The organism is Chryseomicrobium palamuruense, from assembly GCF_042649045.1.
Classification (GTDB): domain Bacteria; phylum Bacillota; class Bacilli; order Bacillales_A; family Planococcaceae; genus Chryseomicrobium; species Chryseomicrobium palamuruense.
Genome location: NZ_JBHSEF010000009.1, coordinates 480033 through 498903 on the forward strand (window position 1 = coordinate 480033; position 18871 = coordinate 498903).

16 protein-coding genes are annotated in these 18871 nt (G+C 31.9%); 15 read left to right on the plus strand and 1 reads right to left on the minus strand.

The window, feature by feature from the left end; all coding sequences use genetic code 11:
* Positions 1 to 625: 625 nt before the first annotated feature.
* From ACFO0S_RS03825 to ACFO0S_RS03895, 15 genes are all read left to right on the plus strand, one after another.
* Complete coding sequence (locus ACFO0S_RS03825) at positions 626 to 1636, plus strand: virulence RhuM family protein (RefSeq protein ID WP_378140356.1); 1011 nt, start codon at positions 626 to 628, stop codon at positions 1634 to 1636.
* 583 nt (positions 1637 to 2219) lie between these two features.
* Positions 2220 to 3332, plus strand: coding sequence for a DegT/DnrJ/EryC1/StrS family aminotransferase (locus ACFO0S_RS03830; protein ID WP_378140411.1), 1113 nt, complete (start codon positions 2220 to 2222; stop codon positions 3330 to 3332).
* A gap of 3 nt (positions 3333 to 3335) precedes the next feature.
* Positions 3336 to 3944 carry a sugar transferase gene (locus tag ACFO0S_RS03835; protein ID WP_378140358.1) on the plus strand — a complete coding sequence of 203 codons (609 nt, stop codon included), beginning with the start codon at positions 3336 to 3338 and terminating at the stop codon, positions 3942 to 3944.
* A gap of 43 nt (positions 3945 to 3987) precedes the next feature.
* Complete coding sequence (locus ACFO0S_RS03840) at positions 3988 to 4893, plus strand: methionyl-tRNA formyltransferase (RefSeq protein WP_378140360.1); 906 nt, start codon at positions 3988 to 3990, stop codon at positions 4891 to 4893.
* Between the two features lie 29 nt (positions 4894 to 4922).
* Positions 4923 to 5573: a PIG-L deacetylase family protein gene (locus ACFO0S_RS03845; RefSeq protein WP_378140362.1), complete on the plus strand. Its 651-nt coding sequence runs from the start codon at positions 4923 to 4925 to the stop codon at positions 5571 to 5573.
* Between the two features lie 97 nt (positions 5574 to 5670).
* Positions 5671 to 6183: a GNAT family N-acetyltransferase gene (locus ACFO0S_RS03850; RefSeq protein WP_378140365.1), complete on the plus strand. Its 513-nt coding sequence runs from the start codon at positions 5671 to 5673 to the stop codon at positions 6181 to 6183.
* A 66-nt stretch (positions 6184 to 6249) separates the two neighbouring features.
* The gene (locus ACFO0S_RS03855) at positions 6250 to 7242 is read left to right on the plus strand and encodes an ATP-grasp domain-containing protein (protein ID WP_378140367.1); all 993 of its coding nucleotides are present in this window, start codon (positions 6250 to 6252) and stop codon (positions 7240 to 7242) included.
* Positions 7229 to 8473, plus strand: a complete 1245-nt coding sequence (locus ACFO0S_RS03860) for a glycosyltransferase family 4 protein (protein ID WP_378140369.1) — start codon at positions 7229 to 7231, stop codon at positions 8471 to 8473. Before ACFO0S_RS03855 ends, ACFO0S_RS03860 begins: the two co-directional genes overlap by 14 nt.
* An 18-nt stretch (positions 8474 to 8491) precedes the next feature.
* On the plus strand, positions 8492 to 9529 hold the full coding sequence (locus ACFO0S_RS03865) for a polysaccharide biosynthesis protein (protein WP_378140371.1): 1038 nt from the start codon (positions 8492 to 8494) through the stop codon (positions 9527 to 9529).
* A 16-nt stretch (positions 9530 to 9545) separates the two neighbouring features.
* Positions 9546 to 10655, plus strand: coding sequence for a capsular polysaccharide biosynthesis protein CapF (locus ACFO0S_RS03870; protein ID WP_378140373.1), 1110 nt, complete (start codon positions 9546 to 9548; stop codon positions 10653 to 10655).
* A gap of 3 nt (positions 10656 to 10658) precedes the next feature.
* Complete coding sequence (gene wecB, locus ACFO0S_RS03875; RefSeq protein ID WP_378140375.1) at positions 10659 to 11783, plus strand: non-hydrolyzing UDP-N-acetylglucosamine 2-epimerase; 1125 nt, start codon at positions 10659 to 10661, stop codon at positions 11781 to 11783.
* A 2-nt stretch (positions 11784 to 11785) separates the two neighbouring features.
* On the plus strand, positions 11786 to 13012 hold the full coding sequence (locus ACFO0S_RS03880; protein WP_378140377.1) for a glycosyltransferase: 1227 nt from the start codon (positions 11786 to 11788) through the stop codon (positions 13010 to 13012).
* Between the two features lie 726 nt (positions 13013 to 13738).
* Positions 13739 to 15085 carry an O-antigen polymerase gene (locus ACFO0S_RS03885; RefSeq protein WP_378140379.1) on the plus strand — a complete coding sequence of 449 codons (1347 nt, stop codon included), beginning with the start codon at positions 13739 to 13741 and terminating at the stop codon, positions 15083 to 15085.
* Positions 15086 to 15131: 46 nt separating this feature from the next.
* Positions 15132 to 16085: a glycosyltransferase gene (locus ACFO0S_RS03890; RefSeq protein ID WP_378140381.1), complete on the plus strand. Its 954-nt coding sequence runs from the start codon at positions 15132 to 15134 to the stop codon at positions 16083 to 16085.
* 305 nt (positions 16086 to 16390) lie between these two features.
* On the plus strand, positions 16391 to 17710 hold the full coding sequence (locus tag ACFO0S_RS03895) for a flippase (RefSeq protein ID WP_378140383.1): 1320 nt from the start codon (positions 16391 to 16393) through the stop codon (positions 17708 to 17710).
* A gap of 203 nt (positions 17711 to 17913) precedes the next feature.
* Here ACFO0S_RS03895 and ACFO0S_RS03900 read toward each other — a convergent pair whose 3' ends face one another.
* The gene (locus tag ACFO0S_RS03900) at positions 17914 to 18630 is read right to left on the minus strand and encodes a hypothetical protein (RefSeq protein ID WP_378140385.1); all 717 of its coding nucleotides are present in this window, start codon (positions 18628 to 18630) and stop codon (positions 17914 to 17916) included.
* Positions 18631 to 18871: the final 241 nt, after the last annotated feature.

Sequence of the window (18871 nt, forward strand, 5' to 3'; positions counted from 1 at the left end):
TCGACTACTTTGTGGGAGTGATCCTTAGGCTAGTGTTGCCGGGGGAGTGGTGTGAGGGTGGGTTAGATGCCTGGTAAGCTCGTTTGAGCTGCTATTTGGTTTGGATAAACCTTTTCGGGTTTTGAGAAGGATTGAATGAATCAATGGAAGTGAGAATGTTACAGAGATAAACACAAGATATAGTGTGTGGGGAGTAAGGGAAATCAATGAATCACACGATATATAGATTTTATCTATAGTGTATACTGGTTATGGGGCCACTATGATGTAGATAAATTAGATACAAAACGCCCTTTTATAAATATATGGGTTATGAAAATGTTGATTTAACAGGCTTTTTAAGTAAGAGTATTCTGAAAACAGATTGAACAAATTCAAAGAATGGAGAACGCTATTAAGATATAGTTATAGAATGCTAGAATTACCAAGGATTTGGGCTGTTTTTTAAGAAAGTTTAAGTGTTTAAAAAGGGTGTAGGTAATACCATTCAATCGTAATGGGTTAAGTAATAAAATGGAATTAAGTGTTTATTGAATGGTGATGATTGATTGTGGAATGAGACGTGAGAATGTATGGTAGATAGAACCCATGGAAGTTAATGAATCTATATAAAGTAGGTGATCTGATGGATTCGAGAATAATCATGTATCAGTCTGTAGATGGTTTAACTAAAATAGAAACAAATTTTGATGGAGATACGGTATGGCTTTCAATAGACCAAATGGCTGATCTATTTCAGAGGGATAAGTCTACAATTTCACGACATATAAAAAATGTATTTACTGAAGAAGAGCTCGAACGTGATTCAGTTGTTGCAAAATTTGCAACAACTGCGACTGATGGTAAAACATATCAAGTTGACTACTATAACCTCGATGTTATAATCTCAGTCGGTTATCGGGTAAAGTCACTACGTGGGACACAATTTCGTATATGGGCTAACGGTATCTTAAAAGAGTATTTACAAAAAGGTTTTGCTATGAATGATGACCTCCTTAAGAATGCGGGAGGGGGTAATTATTTTCAGGAACTTCTAGAACGCATTAGAGATATTCGATCAAGTGAGAAAGTCTTCTATCGTCAAATACTTGATATTTATGCAACGAGTATAGATTATGATCCAAGAACATCTGAATCAACAGAGTTTTTCCAGATAGTACAGAATAAAATGCACTATGCAGCTCATGGTCACACAGCTGCAGAAGTTGTATATTTGCGTGCCGATGCAGAGAAGGAATTCATGGGAATGACATCTTTTGCTGGGAAAAGTTTAAGAAAAGCGGATGCCTCTGTTGCCAAGAATTATTTAAGTGAAGATGAGATGAAAATTTTGAATAGATTAGTTACTGCTTATTTAGAATTTGCTGAGCTACAGGCAATTAGACAAAGGCCTATGTATATGAAGGACTGGATAAAGAAATTGGATGACTTCATTAAAATGAGTGGTAGTGAATTGTTAAATCATGCGGGAAAAATTAGCCACGAAAAGGCAAAGCTTAAAGCAGAATCAGAGTATCAAAAATATAAAGAACATAGTAAAGATCAATTAACGCAAGTTGAACGAGACTTTATTGAACATGTGAAGACTACTCAGAAGCAGCTTGAACAAGGAAAAGGTAAGAAAGGTGGGAGATGAAAAATGTCGACCACCTCAGAATAGCTTTTGTTCTTATCGAAAAAGATAGGAACAGCTACGGACGTTGAAAATACGGCGTTTTGATGGGTTTGTTCTGATGTTACTAATTCGGTAAAAATGTATTTGATTGAATGTATATATGGAAGTGACTATCGTAATAAGATAAGACGCTGGAAGCCTTGGGACATAAGTGTTTCGGGTGTTTTTGGTAGTTTTTAAGGTTTGATTGAATGGTAGTTTAATAGGAAGAAACAAGGTAGAAATTAGTGTGGAAATGAAAATACTTCGTGATTGAATGTAGTTGATTGAATAGATATTACGAGGTGAGTATTGGAAATCGATAACAAAACACAATATGTAGTAGTTAAGTTGGTTTTATAACGGTTAAACATACTATATATTGATATTTTTATCTATTTCTCATATTGCATATTTAATGCGAGGTGGCTATCAGTAGTAGATAACAATTTTAGTGGTTTAGTAGTTGTTTGGAATGCAAGAATAACAGATTCCAATTAAGTCCTAATCTACTAAAATAATAACTTAACAAGGGAAGGAAGTCTAGAAGATGGAGTCTACAAAAGTGAAAGAAAGAATATTCCTCTCTTCACCACATATGAGTGATGAGGGTTATGAAATGCAATATATAAAGGAGGCTTTTGATACAAACTGGATTGCGCCCCTTGGTGAAAATGTAAATGGATTTGAAAGAGAACTAGCTGAGAAGGTTGGCTCTAAAGCTGCTGCAGCATTGTCTTCAGGAACAGCTGCTATTCATCTAGCTCTTAAAGCAGCAGGAGTGGGAGAAGGGGATATTGTCTTCTGTCCAACACTTACTTTCTCTGCTACTGCAAATCCAATCATCTATCAAAATGCTATTCCTGTATTTATCGATAGTGATTATGAAACTTGGAATATGAGCCCAAAAGCATTAGAAGAAGCTTTTGAAAAGTATCCAGAAGTAAAGGCAGTACTGGTAGTTCATCTATATGGTCTGTCAGCAGATATGGATAAAATTATGGAGATTTGTAAGAAGCATAATGTAGCGGTTATTGAAGATGCTGCTGAGTCTCTGGGTACTTACTATAAAGGTAAGCATACTGGGACTTTCGGTGACTATGGCATCTTCTCTTTTAATGGAAACAAGATTATTACAACTTCCGGGGGTGGAATGCTGGTTTCCAATAATGAAGAGAGAATTGCCAAGGTGAGATTTTGGGCAACTCAATCAAGGGACCAAGCTAGACACTATCAGCATAGCGAATTAGGGTTTAATTATCGAATGAGTAATGTTGTTGCGGGGATTGGTAGAGGGCAGCTTAAGGTGTTAGATCAGAGAGTTGCAAAGAAGAATTATATCTTAGAATTTTATAAGAGGGAGCTTGGTGGGCTTAAAGGTGTTGAATTCATGCCTAGTAATGAATGGGATGAACCGAATTATTGGCTAAGTTCCATTACGTTGACTGGTAAAGTACGACCAATTGATATATTTAATGCATTGGAAACAGAGAATATTGAGTCAAGGCCGATTTGGAAACCGATGCATATGCAGCCATTCTTTGAGAAATATGATTTTGTTGGTGAAGGTGTTTCGGAGAAATTGTTTGAGAATGGTGTTTGTTTGCCCTCTGATACGAAAATGTTGGATGAAGACTTAGAAAGAGTCGTTAAGATAATTAAAGGGTTGTGGGGATGAGCGGTGAGAACTTTAAACTTATTTATTAAAAGGTTAGTGGATATCATAGGAAGTGGTTTAGGATTGCTTATTATATCACCCCTGCTTCTTATTGTGGTTTTACTTATTAAACTCACAATGCCCGGTCCTATCTTCTTTAAACAAGAACGTGTAGGGAAAAATAAACGGTTATTTCAAATTTTAAAGTTCCGTACGATGAAGGTTGATACGGAAGCAGAAAAAGATTTAGATTTCTCAAAGGACAAAGATAGGTTAACAAGCATTGGTAAAATTCTAAGGAGGACAAAGATTGATGAACTTCCTCAACTTATTAATGTGTTGGTAGGTGATATGAGTTTAGTTGGACCTAGGCCAACGGTAATGAAACAAGTAGAGAAATATACAGAGTATCAGTTGAAACGACTTAACATGAGCCCAGGAATGACAGGACTTGCACAAGTGAACGGAAACATTACATTACCGTGGGAACAAAGGATTCAATATGATATTGAGTATATAGAAAATTTTTCAGTTTTACTAGATTGTAAAATACTCTTTAAAACAGTTGCTATAGTTTTATTTGGTGAAGAACGTTTCAATAAAGGGAAAAAACAAAATCAAAAAGTAATGTAGTTAATGATTAATATGTCAAAGTTTACTATTCGAGGAGATTGATATGAGGTCTATTCTAATTGGTTCTGTTGGTTCGAGTAAGGTGTTATTAGAAGAAATGATAAAGGTGAATTTTCCGATTGATATGGTTTATTCACTAGATGAAAAATATTCCTTGAATGTTTCGGGTTATGAACCAATCCATGAGTTGGCGGAAGCTAATAATATACCTTATAGGAAATTCAGGAAGATAAATGATGAAGAACATGTAAATGAAATAAAAAATATTAATCCAGATTATATATTTGTAATTGGATTGTCTCAGTTAGTAAAACGAGAGATTATAGATTCTGCGAAAAAAGGAGTAATAGGATTTCATCCTACGCCACTACCAAAGTATAGAGGTAGAGCAGCACTAGTATGGCAGATACTACTAGGTGTTACAGAGTCAGAGTGTTCACTTTTCTTTATCGATGAAGGTATGGACTCCGGCGATATTATTGGTCAGGAAAAATACACTATTACAGAAGAAGATTATGTAATAGATGTTATATATAAGTCTAGAGAAGCATTGAAAACATTGAGTAGAAGAGTACTTCCTAAAATTAAGGATGGATCGATAAAACCGATGCGTCAAAATGAGGAAGAAGCAACTTATTTATTAAAAAGAACACCTGAGGATGGAGTAATCAACTGGAATGAGCCAATTTCTAATATTTACCGGCTTATTAGAGCGACTTCAAAGCCTTTCCCGGGAGCTTTTTCCTACTACGATGGAAAAATTAAAACTATATTTTGGAAAGCTGAATGTATAGAGAATACCAAGTACATTGGAATACCAGGGCAAATTGCCAATATATCAAATGAATTTATAGATATTGTTTGCGTTGACGGTCTTCTTCGGGTTCATCATCTTGAGACGAATGAGGATGTGAAATTTATAATTGGGCATAAGTTTAATAAAAGTTAAATAGTTTGAAAATATATAGAGGTGGATATATGAAAATTTTAGTATTTGCACCACATAATGATGATGAGGTTTTGGGTGTAGGCGGAACGATGGCAAAGTATTCCAAGTTAGGTCATGAAGTGTATGTTTGTGAGGTTACGAGTGGAGATAATCCAGAAAGAGTTAAGTTGATTCAGGAAGAAGCGTTGAAGGCTCATAAATTGTTAGGAGTGAAAGAAACATTCTTTTTAGGATTACCTGTAATCCAATTAAGACATACACCAACTGTGAATATTAATTCTAAAATATTAGAAGTTGTTGAAAAAATAAAACCGAACATAGTATTTATACCTCATAAAGGTGATATGAACTTTGACCACGCAGAGGTAACATATAGCGCTATGGTAGCCTTACGCCCATTTAATAATCCTCAATTAAAAGCAATATATGCTTATGAAACATTATCGGAAACTGAGTGGAATACTCCTACTGTAGATAACGCATTTATTCCAAATGTCTGGAGCGACATTACTGATACGATAGGTCTTAAACTTAAGGCGATGGATTGTTTTAAAACACAAATTAAACAATTTCCACACCCTAGATCTTTAGATGCGATTGAAGCTCTTTCAAAGTTTAGAGGTTCAACAGTTTGTGTTGAAAATGCAGAGAGTTTTATGTTAATGAGGAGCATTTTATAGAAAAATTTATATTGGATAGTTTAATAGGATTATTAATATTTTGTTAATTATGGGTAATATATAAAGGCTTTTTATACGTAATGGAAGGGATGGGGAAATGATTAAAGGAGAAAAAGTATATCTTAGGCCTATTCTCAAGCAAGATATTACGTTCTTAAATGAATGGAAAAACGATGAGGAAACTTATCGATATTTAGGTGGGGGGTTTATGCCAACATCTATTGATCAACAAGAAAAGTGGATGGACTCTATGATAGATACTACAGGTAATAATAAGCGATTTATCATTTGTGATAATGAAAATTCACCTATCGGAATGGTAGGTTTATATAGTATTAATTGGATTCATCGTACCTGTGAAATAGGCCTTTACATTGGAAACAAAAGTACTCAGGGTAGAGGATACGGAAAAGAATCATGTAGATTAATCGAGCAGTTTGCGAAAGAGTATTTAAACTTGAGGAAAATAAAGTTAAATGTTGTATTGGATAATGAATCAGCTACACATATGTGGCACTCCCTAGGTTATGAAAAAGTAGGAAAATTTAAAGATGAACGATTTATTAAAGGTGAATATAAGGATTTAGTATTAATGGAAAAATTCATTTGATTATAGCAATGTAGCTAATTAAATCAGTTGATTTTTAGCAGTCTAACATTTGGGAGGATCTGACTAATGGGTAACGATTTAAATATACTAATACTAAGCTGCGGGACAAGAAATAAAATTGTACAGTACTTTAAAAAAGAACTAGGCAACAATGGGCTTGTTATTGCTACTGATTGCAGCAATTTGGCACCTGCTTTATATGAAGCAGACAAACACTTTATTGTTCCAAGAATGGGAGATGAGGGATACCTAGATGTTATTCTTTCTATTTGCAAGGAGAATAATATTAAAGCCGTCTTATCATTGATAGATCCTGAACTTAGTCTTCTCGCAGAACACAAGCAAGCATTCCTAGATATTGGTACGATGCCTATTATCTCAGATTCGAATGTAGTTGATATGTGTTTTGACAAGTATAAAATGTTTGAGTTTTTGGTTCAGAATGGATTCCAAACTGTTAAAAGTTATGTAGACAAAGAGCAGTTTTATATGGATGTGGAAGCTGGAATTATTAACTATCCAGTATTTGTAAAGCCTGTTAAAGGGAGCGCAAGTATCAACATAAGCAAGGTTACTTCCAAAGAAGAAATTGAACTATTGTTTGGTAGATTTGATAATTTAATGATTCAAGAGTTTATGGACGGAACTGAATACGGAGCAGATGTTTACATCGATATGATCTCTGGTGATCCGGTAGCCATATTTACAAAGGAAAAGTTAAAAATGAGGGCCGGTGAAACTGATAAGTCGGTCTCGATTAAAGATAATCAGCTATTTGAACTAATTAAGAAGTTCGTAAAGGTGATTGGATTTAAAGGTATTATTGATATTGATATTTTTAAAGTTAAAGGAGAATATTACATCTCTGAAGTTAACCCTCGTTTTGGTGGAGGCTACCCACATGCTTTTGAAAGTGGGGTAAACATACCAGAGATGATTATTAATAATATAAACGGAAATATGAATGTGGATGTAATTGGCGAGTATGAAGAAGGAATTAATATGATGAAGTTTAATGAAATAATAGTCATGAGGAATAAAGTAATTGCCTTCACATAATGCTGAAACTAGTGATCAGGGTGAAAAAATGAATATCTTATTTTTATCAATTGGTCGTTTAAATGATTTGGAATTTAGAGGAATATATACTGATTTGCTAAGACAATTTAGAGATAAAGGGCATAAGGTATATGTTGTTAGTCCAAGAGAAAAAAGATTGAATAAACCGACTGAGTATGTAAATGAAAATGGAGTACAGTTTCTTAGAGTCAGAATTGGTAATATTACCAAAACGAACGTTATTGAAAAGGGAATTTCAACCATTATGATAGAAAGCTTATTTTTAAAGGCGATTAAGAAACATATAAAGGATATAAAATTTGATTTAGTTATCTATTCAACTCCACCGATAACATTTGGAAAAGTAATTGGCTATGTAAAAAAAAGGGATAATGCAAAATCCTATCTATTGTTAAAAGATATCTTCCCTCAAAACGCTGTTGATCTAAACATGTTTAGTAAAAACAGTCTTATTTATAAATATTTTAGGTTAAAAGAAAAGCAGCTGTATGCTCAGTCAGACTTTATTGGATGTATGTCACAGGCGAATGTGGATTTTGTCTTAAAAAATAATGCTGAAGTTCCAACTGATACAGTTGAGGTCTGCCCAAATAGTATAGAACCTTTAACGATAGAAAAAGATGAAACCAAGGTTAGGAAAATTAGACAAAAGTACAATATACCTTTTGATAAAACAGTATTTGTATATGGAGGCAATCTTGGAAAGCCTCAAGGTATTGATTTCTTAATTAAGTGTTTAAAGGCCAATAAAGATAATAATCAAGTTTATTTTGTTATTGCCGGATCAGGTACAGAGTTTAATAAACTTAAAAGCTTTTTTAATAGTGAAAAGCTAACTAATGCACAGTTATTTGCTCAACTACCAAAAGATGATTATGAACTTCTAGCTAATTCATGTGATGTAGGGCTAATTTTTCTAGACAAACGCTTTACAATACCAAATTTCCCATCCAGACTTCTCTCATATATGCAGGCATCTATGCCTGTTTTAGCGGCAACTGATGTAAATACTGATATTGGAAAAGTTATTGAGCAAGGTAAATTTGGATTTTGGTGTGAGAGTAATAACACTGAACAATTCAATAAAACACTGCAACAGTTGTGTGATAAAGAACTAAGAAAACAAATGGGTGTTAACGCTAGAAGGTATTTAGAAGAAAACTATACAAGCAAGCACTCATATGAAATCATAATGAGACATTTCAAATAATAGAAAAGAGGTAACCATATGTTCAAAAATAAAACTCTATTGATAACAGGTGGAACAGGTTCTTTCGGCAATGCAGTTATGGAAAGATTCCTAGATACTGATATAAAGGAAATTCGCATATTTTCGCGAGATGAGAAAAAACAAGATGATATGAGAAAGCATTATAAAAATGATAAATTAAAATTTTATATTGGGGATGTAAGAGATTTAGCAAGTGTTAAAAATGCTATGCATGGTGTGGATTATATTTTTCATGCAGCGGCATTAAAACAAGTTCCCTCATGTGAATTTTTCCCACTCGAAGCTGTAAAAACTAATGTAATGGGCACTGATAATGTATTAACAGCTGCTATTGATTATGGAGTAAAAAAGGTAATCTGTCTTTCAACCGATAAAGCTGCGTATCCAATTAATGCAATGGGAATTTCAAAAGCAATGATGGAAAAGGTATTTGTTGCTAAATCGAAAACTGTTGATTCAGAAAGGACACTGATTTGTGGAACTAGATATGGTAATGTGATGGCCTCACGTGGCTCAGTTATACCATTATTTATTGAACAAATTAAAAGTGGTCAGCCTTTAACAGTAACTGATCCTAATATGACAAGATTTCTTATGAGTTTAGAAGAAGCAGTTGAGTTAGTAGTATTTGCATTTCAAAATGCTGAGGCAGGAGATATCATGGTTCAAAAATCTCCAGCTAGCACTATTGGAGATCTTGCTAAAGCTGTTAAAGAATTATTTAATGCGGATAATGAAATTAAAATTATTGGAACTCGTCACGGAGAAAAGCGTTATGAAACACTTCTTACAAAAGAGGAATACGTAAAAGCAGAGGATTTACCTGGCTTCTATAGAGTTCCCGCTGATCAAAGAGATCTTAACTATGATAAGTATTTTGCTGAAGGTGACCAAAAACTTACTACTGTAGAAGAGTATAATTCGGATAATACACAAATCCTTACTATTGAACAAATTAAAGAAACACTACTTAAATTAGATTATGTACAAAATGAATTAAAAGAGTGGAATAATAAAGTTCACGTTATGAATTAAAGGGTGGTTTTGAGTGATGAATATTCTTGTAACAGGAGCAAAAGGGTTTGTAGGAAAAAACCTTATAGCTGAGCTTAAAAATAAAGGGTATAGTAATATTTTTGAATTTACTAGAGAAAGCGATTTATCATTACTTGAGAAGTATACAAAAAAATGTGATTTTGTTTTTCATTTAGCTGGGGTTAATAGACCTAAAGATGAAAAGGAATTTATGGAAGGTAATTTTGATTTAACTTCTCAGTTACTAGAATTATTAAAAAAACATAATAATAAAGCCCCTGTGCTTCTAACCTCATCTATTCAAGCAGAAAAGGATAACCCATATGGAAGAAGTAAGAAAGCTGGAGAGGATTTATTATTAAATTATTATTATGAGACTGATGCTAAAGTATATGTATATCGACTTCCTAATTTATTTGGTAAGTGGAGTAAACCAAATTATAATACAGTGGTAGCTACATTTTGCCATAATATAGCTAGTGGCTTTGATATACACATTAATAACCCGGAGTCAGAGCTTAATCTTTGTTATATAGATGATGTGTTAGAAGAATTTATTAGAGCTCTAGAGGGAAGGCCGACTGTTCAAGATGATTTTTGTGTTGTACCTGTTACACATAATATTAAACTTGGAGATTTAGCGGACCGTATAAAGAGTTTTAAAGCAAGCAGAACAAATTTAAGTATCCCAAATATGGAGGATGCTCTAACTAAAAAGCTTTATAGTACTTACTTAAGCTTTTTACCAGAAGATCAATTTTCTTATGATCTTAAAATGAATTCCGATCATAGAGGCTCTTTTACAGAATTTATGAGAACATCTGAAAGAGGACAAGTTTCTGTAAATGTATCAAAACCTGGGATTACAAAAGGAAACCATTGGCATCATACTAAAAACGAGAAGTTTTTAGTTGTAAGTGGAGAGGGTTTAATCCGCTTTAGAAAAGTTGACTCTAAAGAAATTATTGAATATAGGGTAAGTGGTGAAAGGTTACAGGTCGTAGATATCCCAACTGGATATACACATTCAATTGTAAACGTAGGGGAAAGTGATCTCGTAACAGTAATGTGGGCTAATGAATGTTTCGATCCAGAAAGGCCAGACACTTATTTCGTGGAGGTATAAATAATGAAGAAATTAAAAGTTATGACAGTTGTTGGTACTAGACCAGAGATTATAAGATTATCGGCTGTTATTAATAAACTAGAAGAATCAAACGCAATTGATCATATTCTCGTTCATACAGGGCAAAATTATGATTACGAATTAAATGAGGTATTTTTTAAAGATTTTAATCTAAAGAAACCAGATTATTTTCTTAATGCAGCTACGGGAACAGCTGTAGAAACTATCGGTAATATTTTGGTTAAAATTGACCCGATTTTTGAAGAGGTAAAACCAGATGCTTTCTTGGTTCTTGGTGATACCAATAGCTGTTTAACTGCAATTGCCGCTAAAAGAAGGCATATTCCGATTTTTCATATGGAAGCAGGAAATAGATGTTTTGACCAAAGGGTACCAGAAGAAACCAATCGTAAAATAGTTGATCATACAGCTGATATTAATTTAACTTACAGTGATATAGCTAGAGAATATCTTCTTAGAGAAGGTTTTCCTTCAGATCAAATTATTAAAACTGGAAGCCCAATGTTTGAAGTTCTGAACTCCAGAAAAGACGATATTGAGAGTTCAGATGTATTAGAAAGATTGGACTTAAAAGAAGGTAAATACTTTGTGGTATCAGCTCATAGAGAAGAAAATATTAATTCCGAAAATAATTTCTTGGATTTAGTTGAAAGTTTAAATGCGATTGCAGAAAAATACAATAAGCCCGTAATTGTGAGTACACATCCAAGAACTAGAAATATGATTGAGGCTAAAAAAGTAAAATTTAATCCTTTAGTGAAGACAATGAAACCTTTAGGATTTAATGATTATGTAAAACTTCAGATAAAAGCTAAAGCTGTTCTTAGTGATAGTGGAACGATTAGTGAAGAATCTTCTATTCTGGGCTTTAGAGCACTTAATATTAGACAAGCTCATGAAAGACCGGAGGCTATGGAGGAAGCTTCAGTAATGATGGTAGGTTTACAAAAAGAGAGAATTTTACAGGGGCTTGAGGTTCTAGAAACTCAAGAAAAAGACACATTAAGGCTTGTTGGGGATTATAATATGCCGAATGTTTCTGATAAAGTACTCAGAATCATTCTTTCCTACACAGATTATGTAAATAGAGTCGTTTGGGGGAAGTAGTTTTGTATACTAATTTAGATATTGTATTTCTAGGGGGATTGTTTCCTAAAGAAAAAGAAGATGAAATTTTAGGAAACTCAATTGGTGGTATACAAAACGCTGCAAACAATTTGCAATGGGAATTAGTTATGGGACTTAATTCTAATTTAGAAAAACCAGTGAAAATAATCAACTCCTTATATATTGGCTCCTTCCCAAAACGCTATAAAAAGATAGTTATTGATACTTATAATTTCTCCAATTATACGGATAACCGGGATAATATCAACGTTGGATTCTTAAATATAACAGGGATTAAAAACATTAGTAGATACATTACATTAAAGCCATATTTAAAAGATTGGGCCTTATCTACAAGCAATAAAAAGAAAATTATTATTGCATATGCCATGACATCAACTTTTACACACCTACTAGAATATGTAAAAAAGGTGAATAGTGATGTAATAACTTGTTTAGTTGTTCCAGATTTACCACAGTATATGAATTTATCCGGAAATAGGAATTATATATATAATAATTTAAAAAAAGTAGAATTAAAGTTAATCAATAGAAATATGGAATATATTGATTGCTATGTTTTATTAACGAATTATATGCGTCAAGCATTAAATATCAATGTTCCTTCTGTGGTGGTAGAAGGAATCTCAACTAATATTTTTGATAAAGTTGATTATATACCACAAAAAGAAGGAATTAAAACTGTTTTATATAGCGGTGGTCTGAATGAAAAATATGGTGTTGTAGATTTAGTAAAGGCATTTGAAAAACTGCCTGCAAATAATTATAGATTGATAATATGTGGTTCAGGAGAAGCTGAAGAGGTTATTCGAAGAGCTTGTAAAAGAGATAAAAGAATTATATTCAAAGGTTTGTTAAAAAGAGATGAAGTGCTTCAATTACAGAAATCTTCAACTATACTAGTTAATCCGAGGCCGAACAATGAAGAATATACCAAATATAGTTTTCCTTCTAAAATAATGGAGTATATGTCATCAGGTACCCCTGTAATTGCGTTTATGTTAGATGGAATGCCAAAAGAATATGGCGATTATATATATCCAATTATTGAGGGAAAAGATGGACTTTTTTTGACTCTAGATAAAACATTATCTAAATCGGAAAAAGAATTATATGAAAAGGGTTCTAAAGCAAAAGAGTTTGTACTATCACAAAAAAATAATGTGAAACAAGTTGAGAAGATATTAAATATGATAAACAAATTATGAGGTAGATTTAGTAATAGAAGATTGGGGAGTATCAAATTAATTCAGTAATTAACTATTGAGTAAAAATAGAGAACGGATTTACACGTAAGGATGGACATGGTGTCTTGTATGAAAGAGCTCGCTATTGAAATGCGGGCTCCTTGAATCGAGAGCCAGCGACTAGTGTCCCATGTTGAGTTATTTGTAGCATAATTACAAGATAATCCTTTCAATAAAAACCCGTTAAAGATAGTTATAATTATAAAAAAAGATTTTTCAGCTAAAAATATTGACTGTTACATGAGATAAAATTGAAATAAATAAGTTCTTTTCTTATCGTTGTGGATAGATTTAATTTGAACATGAGGGCTATAATAAGTCATATCTATAATATTTTTTTGTTAAGTATCTTTTATAATGGATTGTTATATTGGCTCATTACCAAATCACACAGTAACGTACAACTAAAATGATCTTTCTAAAATTCCCCCATATTTTACAATAGCGTTAAGAAGTATTTATTGAATAGTTGAATTGAACTTTAAAAGGTTATATCCCATTAATAATCTAATCTCCCAATATTTGTTGTACGGTACTTCGGAAAGTATAGATCTTAGTTTTTGCATTTTTGGATGTTTAACCAGAAATCATATATATCTTATTTCTGAATATCATTTAGTTCATTAAAAATTCTGCATCATCTCCATTATAAAAGAATCTGTTTATTGTTATTTAGGAGCGGAACATATGATTATATTATTAATTTTGGTTTTCTGTTTGTTTTACTTATTTGTATATTTTTTAATAAAAAATAGACCAAATAGGTTTCCACTCACTTTTTATGTGGTATGGTGGCTTTTTTGGTTAATTATTTCTTCCTTTAATCCATATAATTTATATAACGTCTCCTTTCAAACCTATTTGTTATTGTTAGTAAATATTTTTATGTTTACGATTGGGTATTTTTTAGTAATCTCTAAGAAAAAAAAGCTGAATCAACCTAAAATTTTTTCATTTGATATTAATAATAAGTGGATATTTATTTTGCAATTGCCTTTATTATCAATACTTTTCTATTACTTTATTAAATATAATATGCTTCTAAATAGCCTAAATATAATTGAAGCAAGGAATATTAAATATCAAATTGGTTTTTTATTTTCTACTCCATTGGAATATATGTTTAATATCATAATTATCGAACCATTAATGTCAATAACTATGTTATTGTTTTCTATAAAGTTGTTTAGGAAAAAATCAAAAGATTTTACAACCTTATTAATGGCATTTAACATATTTCTTAGTAGTCAAATTGGCCTAGGAAGGCTAGTTTTTTTTGAATTAATGGTATATTTGTTTGTAACATACATTGTTTTTAAATCAATGTCCATTAAAGAAAATGCTCAAAAATTAAAGGGAAAAACTTATTTAAAGGAACAATCCCATAAGGGAAAACTAAAAGCAGTAACGCTAATAATATTAATATTTGTGCTAGTTACAGGAATGGCATATATAACAATGCTAAGAAGAGGTATTAGTGTTTTTACAATCGATACATTAATGGAGGGTTATTCACTTCTATTTCGTCAAACGATTGTTTATTTTGTTGGTCCGTTTAGATCATTAGATTATCTAATTAACAGTGACATTATAAATATATACGGTTTATTTTGGGGTAAATTAACATTTGGAGGGATTGAAAACCTAGTTGGGTATATATTCCTCTTCCTAGATCCCAACTACAAAATTGCTAATTATGTTATTGGACCATTAACTCAAAATCCAATTACGATTGGGAATGGTGTAGAATTCAATGCATTTTATACATCCCTTATGAATTATTATCTAGATTTTAATATTATTGGAGTTTTGATTATTCCACTAATCTACGGAATGATTAACGCCTATATCACAAATTTATTTCTAAGAAAGACAAATATTGTTACTTTAATGCTATTTATATTTATAACATACCAATCTATTGCATCCTCTTTTAGATGGAACTTCCAATTCCCAGGCTCATGGATAGTGATATTAATATTGGTGATTTTAGGGATAATAATTAAGAAAAATAATTATTTAAAAGAGAAATAAAAAGGAATCTCACTGATTACTTAATCTCTCTTTTGGAGGACTAATAATGAACAAACTATTAACTATCGTCATTTGTACTTACAACGGTGAAGCCTATTTATCTGAAGTTATTGAATCCATATTATCCCAGGAGGGCCTTGGTGATATTGTTCATAAGATATTAGTAGTTGATAATGCATCAACTGATAAAACTAAAGAAATAGTTACTAAATACATGGAGGAAAATCCTATAATTGATTATATATATGAATCTAATAAAGGAGTCAGTAATGCCCGTAAACATGCTGCTAACGTTATTACTCCATGGGTAGCCTATGTAGATGATGATAATATATTACTACCTAGATGGTTAATAAATAACAAAAAATATATAGAAGAGAATCCGACTGTAGGAGTTATTAACGGAGCAAGTATACCTCTACTTAGGTTTCAACCAACGGAAAATCAAAAAAAGAATTTAAAGATAATATATCCGAATTTAGCATGTACTCATTATGATTATAATGAGTATATACAAGGCATTGATTCAAAATTAAAATTTCCATTTGGTGCAGGTATGATACTCAGAACAAAGGAAATAGAAAATTTTTTGGATAAAGGCTGGACAAGAAATGTGGGAAGAAGTGGTGAAGAATTAGGCTCTGGAGAAGATGGTGAAATTGCATATGCAGTTTTAAAAGAAGGATATGATTATGGTTTTAATATGAACGCAGCGTTATGGCATATAATTCCACAAAGAAGGCTAGAGAATGATTATATAAATAAATTATATAAGGGTTTAGATATTGGATATTATAAATATGTTTCATATAGTGATAATTACTTAAAAAGAAGAATAAGTATTGTATTTAGATTTATTTTGGGAATTTTAGTACACCCCTTACGGATAATATTAACTAACGATCCAATAAAAAAAGAGGTCCTTAGAAAAGGACTAGTTTCAAAAATAAGGTTTATTAAGCTTTCTTTAAAAGATTTAATTGTATTCAGAAGAAGTTAATGTAGATTTATTATGAAAGTATGATGCTAGAATTGTTTCATAGAAACAATAAAGTTAATTATTGATTATTTCTATTTCTTCTTTGGGCATCATACTAAAGAAATATCTATCTTTTTCCTCGGGTGTATTACACAGAATAAGTGAAGGCATTTAAGAAGTATTATATAAAACATATTGCCGTTAATATTATCATACACAAAAACTTAGGTTTAATTATTAGGTTTTCCTTAGTCTCAATAGGAAATGCTTATGCGTAATAATTTCTGGATTTGCAATAGAGTTCTAATATAGTTAAGAGGGAAAAAATGATAAGAAGAGGAATATTTAATAACGAGGCGATTACAAAAATTATAAAGAATTCAAGTTGGTTAGTCAGCGATAAAGTTATTACTATGATAGTAGGAGTTTTTGTTACAGCAATAGTCGCCCGTTATTTTGGTCCAGAGAAATTTGGGCAATTTAATTATGCACTTGCTTTTGTTACTTTATTTACTGCAATATCCACACTTGGATTAGAAACATTAACTGTAAAATCAATATTAGATAAAAAGTTTGATGAAGGAACTATATTATGTACTAGTCTTATACTCAGAATAGCAAGCGGTGGAATATTAACCATATTTTCTATTATAATTATTAAAATCATTGAGCCATCTGATTTTAATCTTCATATTTTGGTGTTAATTATGTCTATTGCTATGGTAATTAAGGCATTTGAAGTCATAGAGTATTGGGTGCAAGCGCATCAAAAGGCAAAAATATCCTCAATTATCCGTATGGTCGTCTATATTATTTCTTCAGGGTTAAAGATTTTTCTTGTTTTTATGAATGGAACAGTTCTACAATATGCAACTATACTAATTATTGATGCACTATTAATTGGATTTGCATTAATGATTGCATATTTTAAATTTCGAGAAAATAGTTCACTATGGCGATTTAATTTTCAATATGCTAGGACTATATTATCCCAAAGCTGGCACTTAATAATTTCAGGTTTAATGGTTACATTATATATGAGAATTGATCAAGTTATGCTCGGATCAATGGCAACTGACACAGAACTAGGAGTTTATTCAGCCGCAGTAAGAATTGCAGAAATGTGGTACTTTATTCCAATGGCACTTATAATATCATTTAAGCCAGTAATTATGAAAAATAAGAAAGAAAATGAACATAAATACTTTAATTCCATTCAGATATTGTATTCTATAGTGACATGGATGGGCATCTTATTTACCCTGATAATATTAATATTCTCGAAATTGATCATTTCTATACTTTATGGGGAACAATTCTTACAAGCAGCAAATATTCTCTCTATAAGCGTCTTTGCTGGAACACTAGCAATGCTTGGTTCAGCACGTAGTATCTGGATGATAAGTGAAGGGCTACAAAGATATACAATTATATATACTATTGCTGGTTTGATAGTAAATGTTACTTTAAATTTAATATTTATCCCGAGGTTTGGTGGTTTTGGAGCTGCGACTGCGACTCTTGTGGCACAGGTAGTAAATATCTTAGTATTGTTTTTATTTAAAGAAACCCGAATATCTACAATTATGATTATAAAATCATTTCGTCCAATTAATTTGTTTAAATATTTAAAGTTAAATAAATAAGATAGATATAACTGCAACATAAAACATAACTGAAGGTTTTAAGTTTATAAATTGGGAACCGAAAGTGTGAATTGTTACCCGCTGGGCTGTCTTATTAGGCAGCTTGGCGGGTATCTTTTTGTTGCTTTATACTTTAGTGCGTTAATTTATTAAATATATTTTAACGAATACTATTTTGCAAGCTCCTGAATATTCCACTTAATTTAATCCTTCCTGTATCTACATAATATTTCTTCCTTTATAATTCTCCCATTTTCAAGATCAATTAGCATTACAAATAAGTTAGCTCGAAGAGATAATGGCGGTCTCTTCATAATCCTATTAAATAACTCCTCACTGTTTATTACAATGGTGAATTTATCAGTTTCTGACAGCTCATACATTGAAATTCGTCCATAAAGGTGAATAAAATTCATAGTGGAAAAATGGCGGCGTTCAGGGATTACTGGAACGAATTCAAAATACCATTTGTTGTACTCTTCGTAGTCAACGTTAAGTACCATATCCGGGCGAGTAAATCTTCCTTCATGCTTTTCAACACTCCATTTAAATGGCCTTTCATAAAGATCTGCTAAAATAACTTGTATAAATCTTTTTTCCAGTTCATTCATACGATGCCTAATATTCATCGGCGATTCTCTTTCAACTACCACTTCTCTATTTTCATCAACTTCATTTCTTGCCAAATGCCCTGCGGCAATCATCATATCTTGATATGTAACCTCATTATGAGCTTTTGCTGCAAACTTCGATATTGTTTCAGGGGTTGGAGGTGAGGCAATCATTTGTCGGAGGAACCTTGAAATGTGAGCAGCACTTACACCAGTTTCATTGGCGAACTGATTAATAGATCTTTCACCTTTTGCTCGTTCAAGAAGATTGGCAAACTCCTCTTTATTGAATTGTTCCTCAATATTCATTAAAATTCACCTCGCTTTTTCTTATATTATTATTATATTTTAACCATTAAGTGTAGTCAATAGTCAATTAAAGTTGACTAAATTAAAAAACGGTACCTGTGCACGGAACAATTCAACACAATTTGCATAAAAAAAGAGGAGCTTGATATAAGAGGCTTTATCTCACATATTTATAGAATTGTAGTGAATTTACAGAATAGTTTGGTGCACAGGTACCTAAAAGGGGAATTCTGGAATCTAT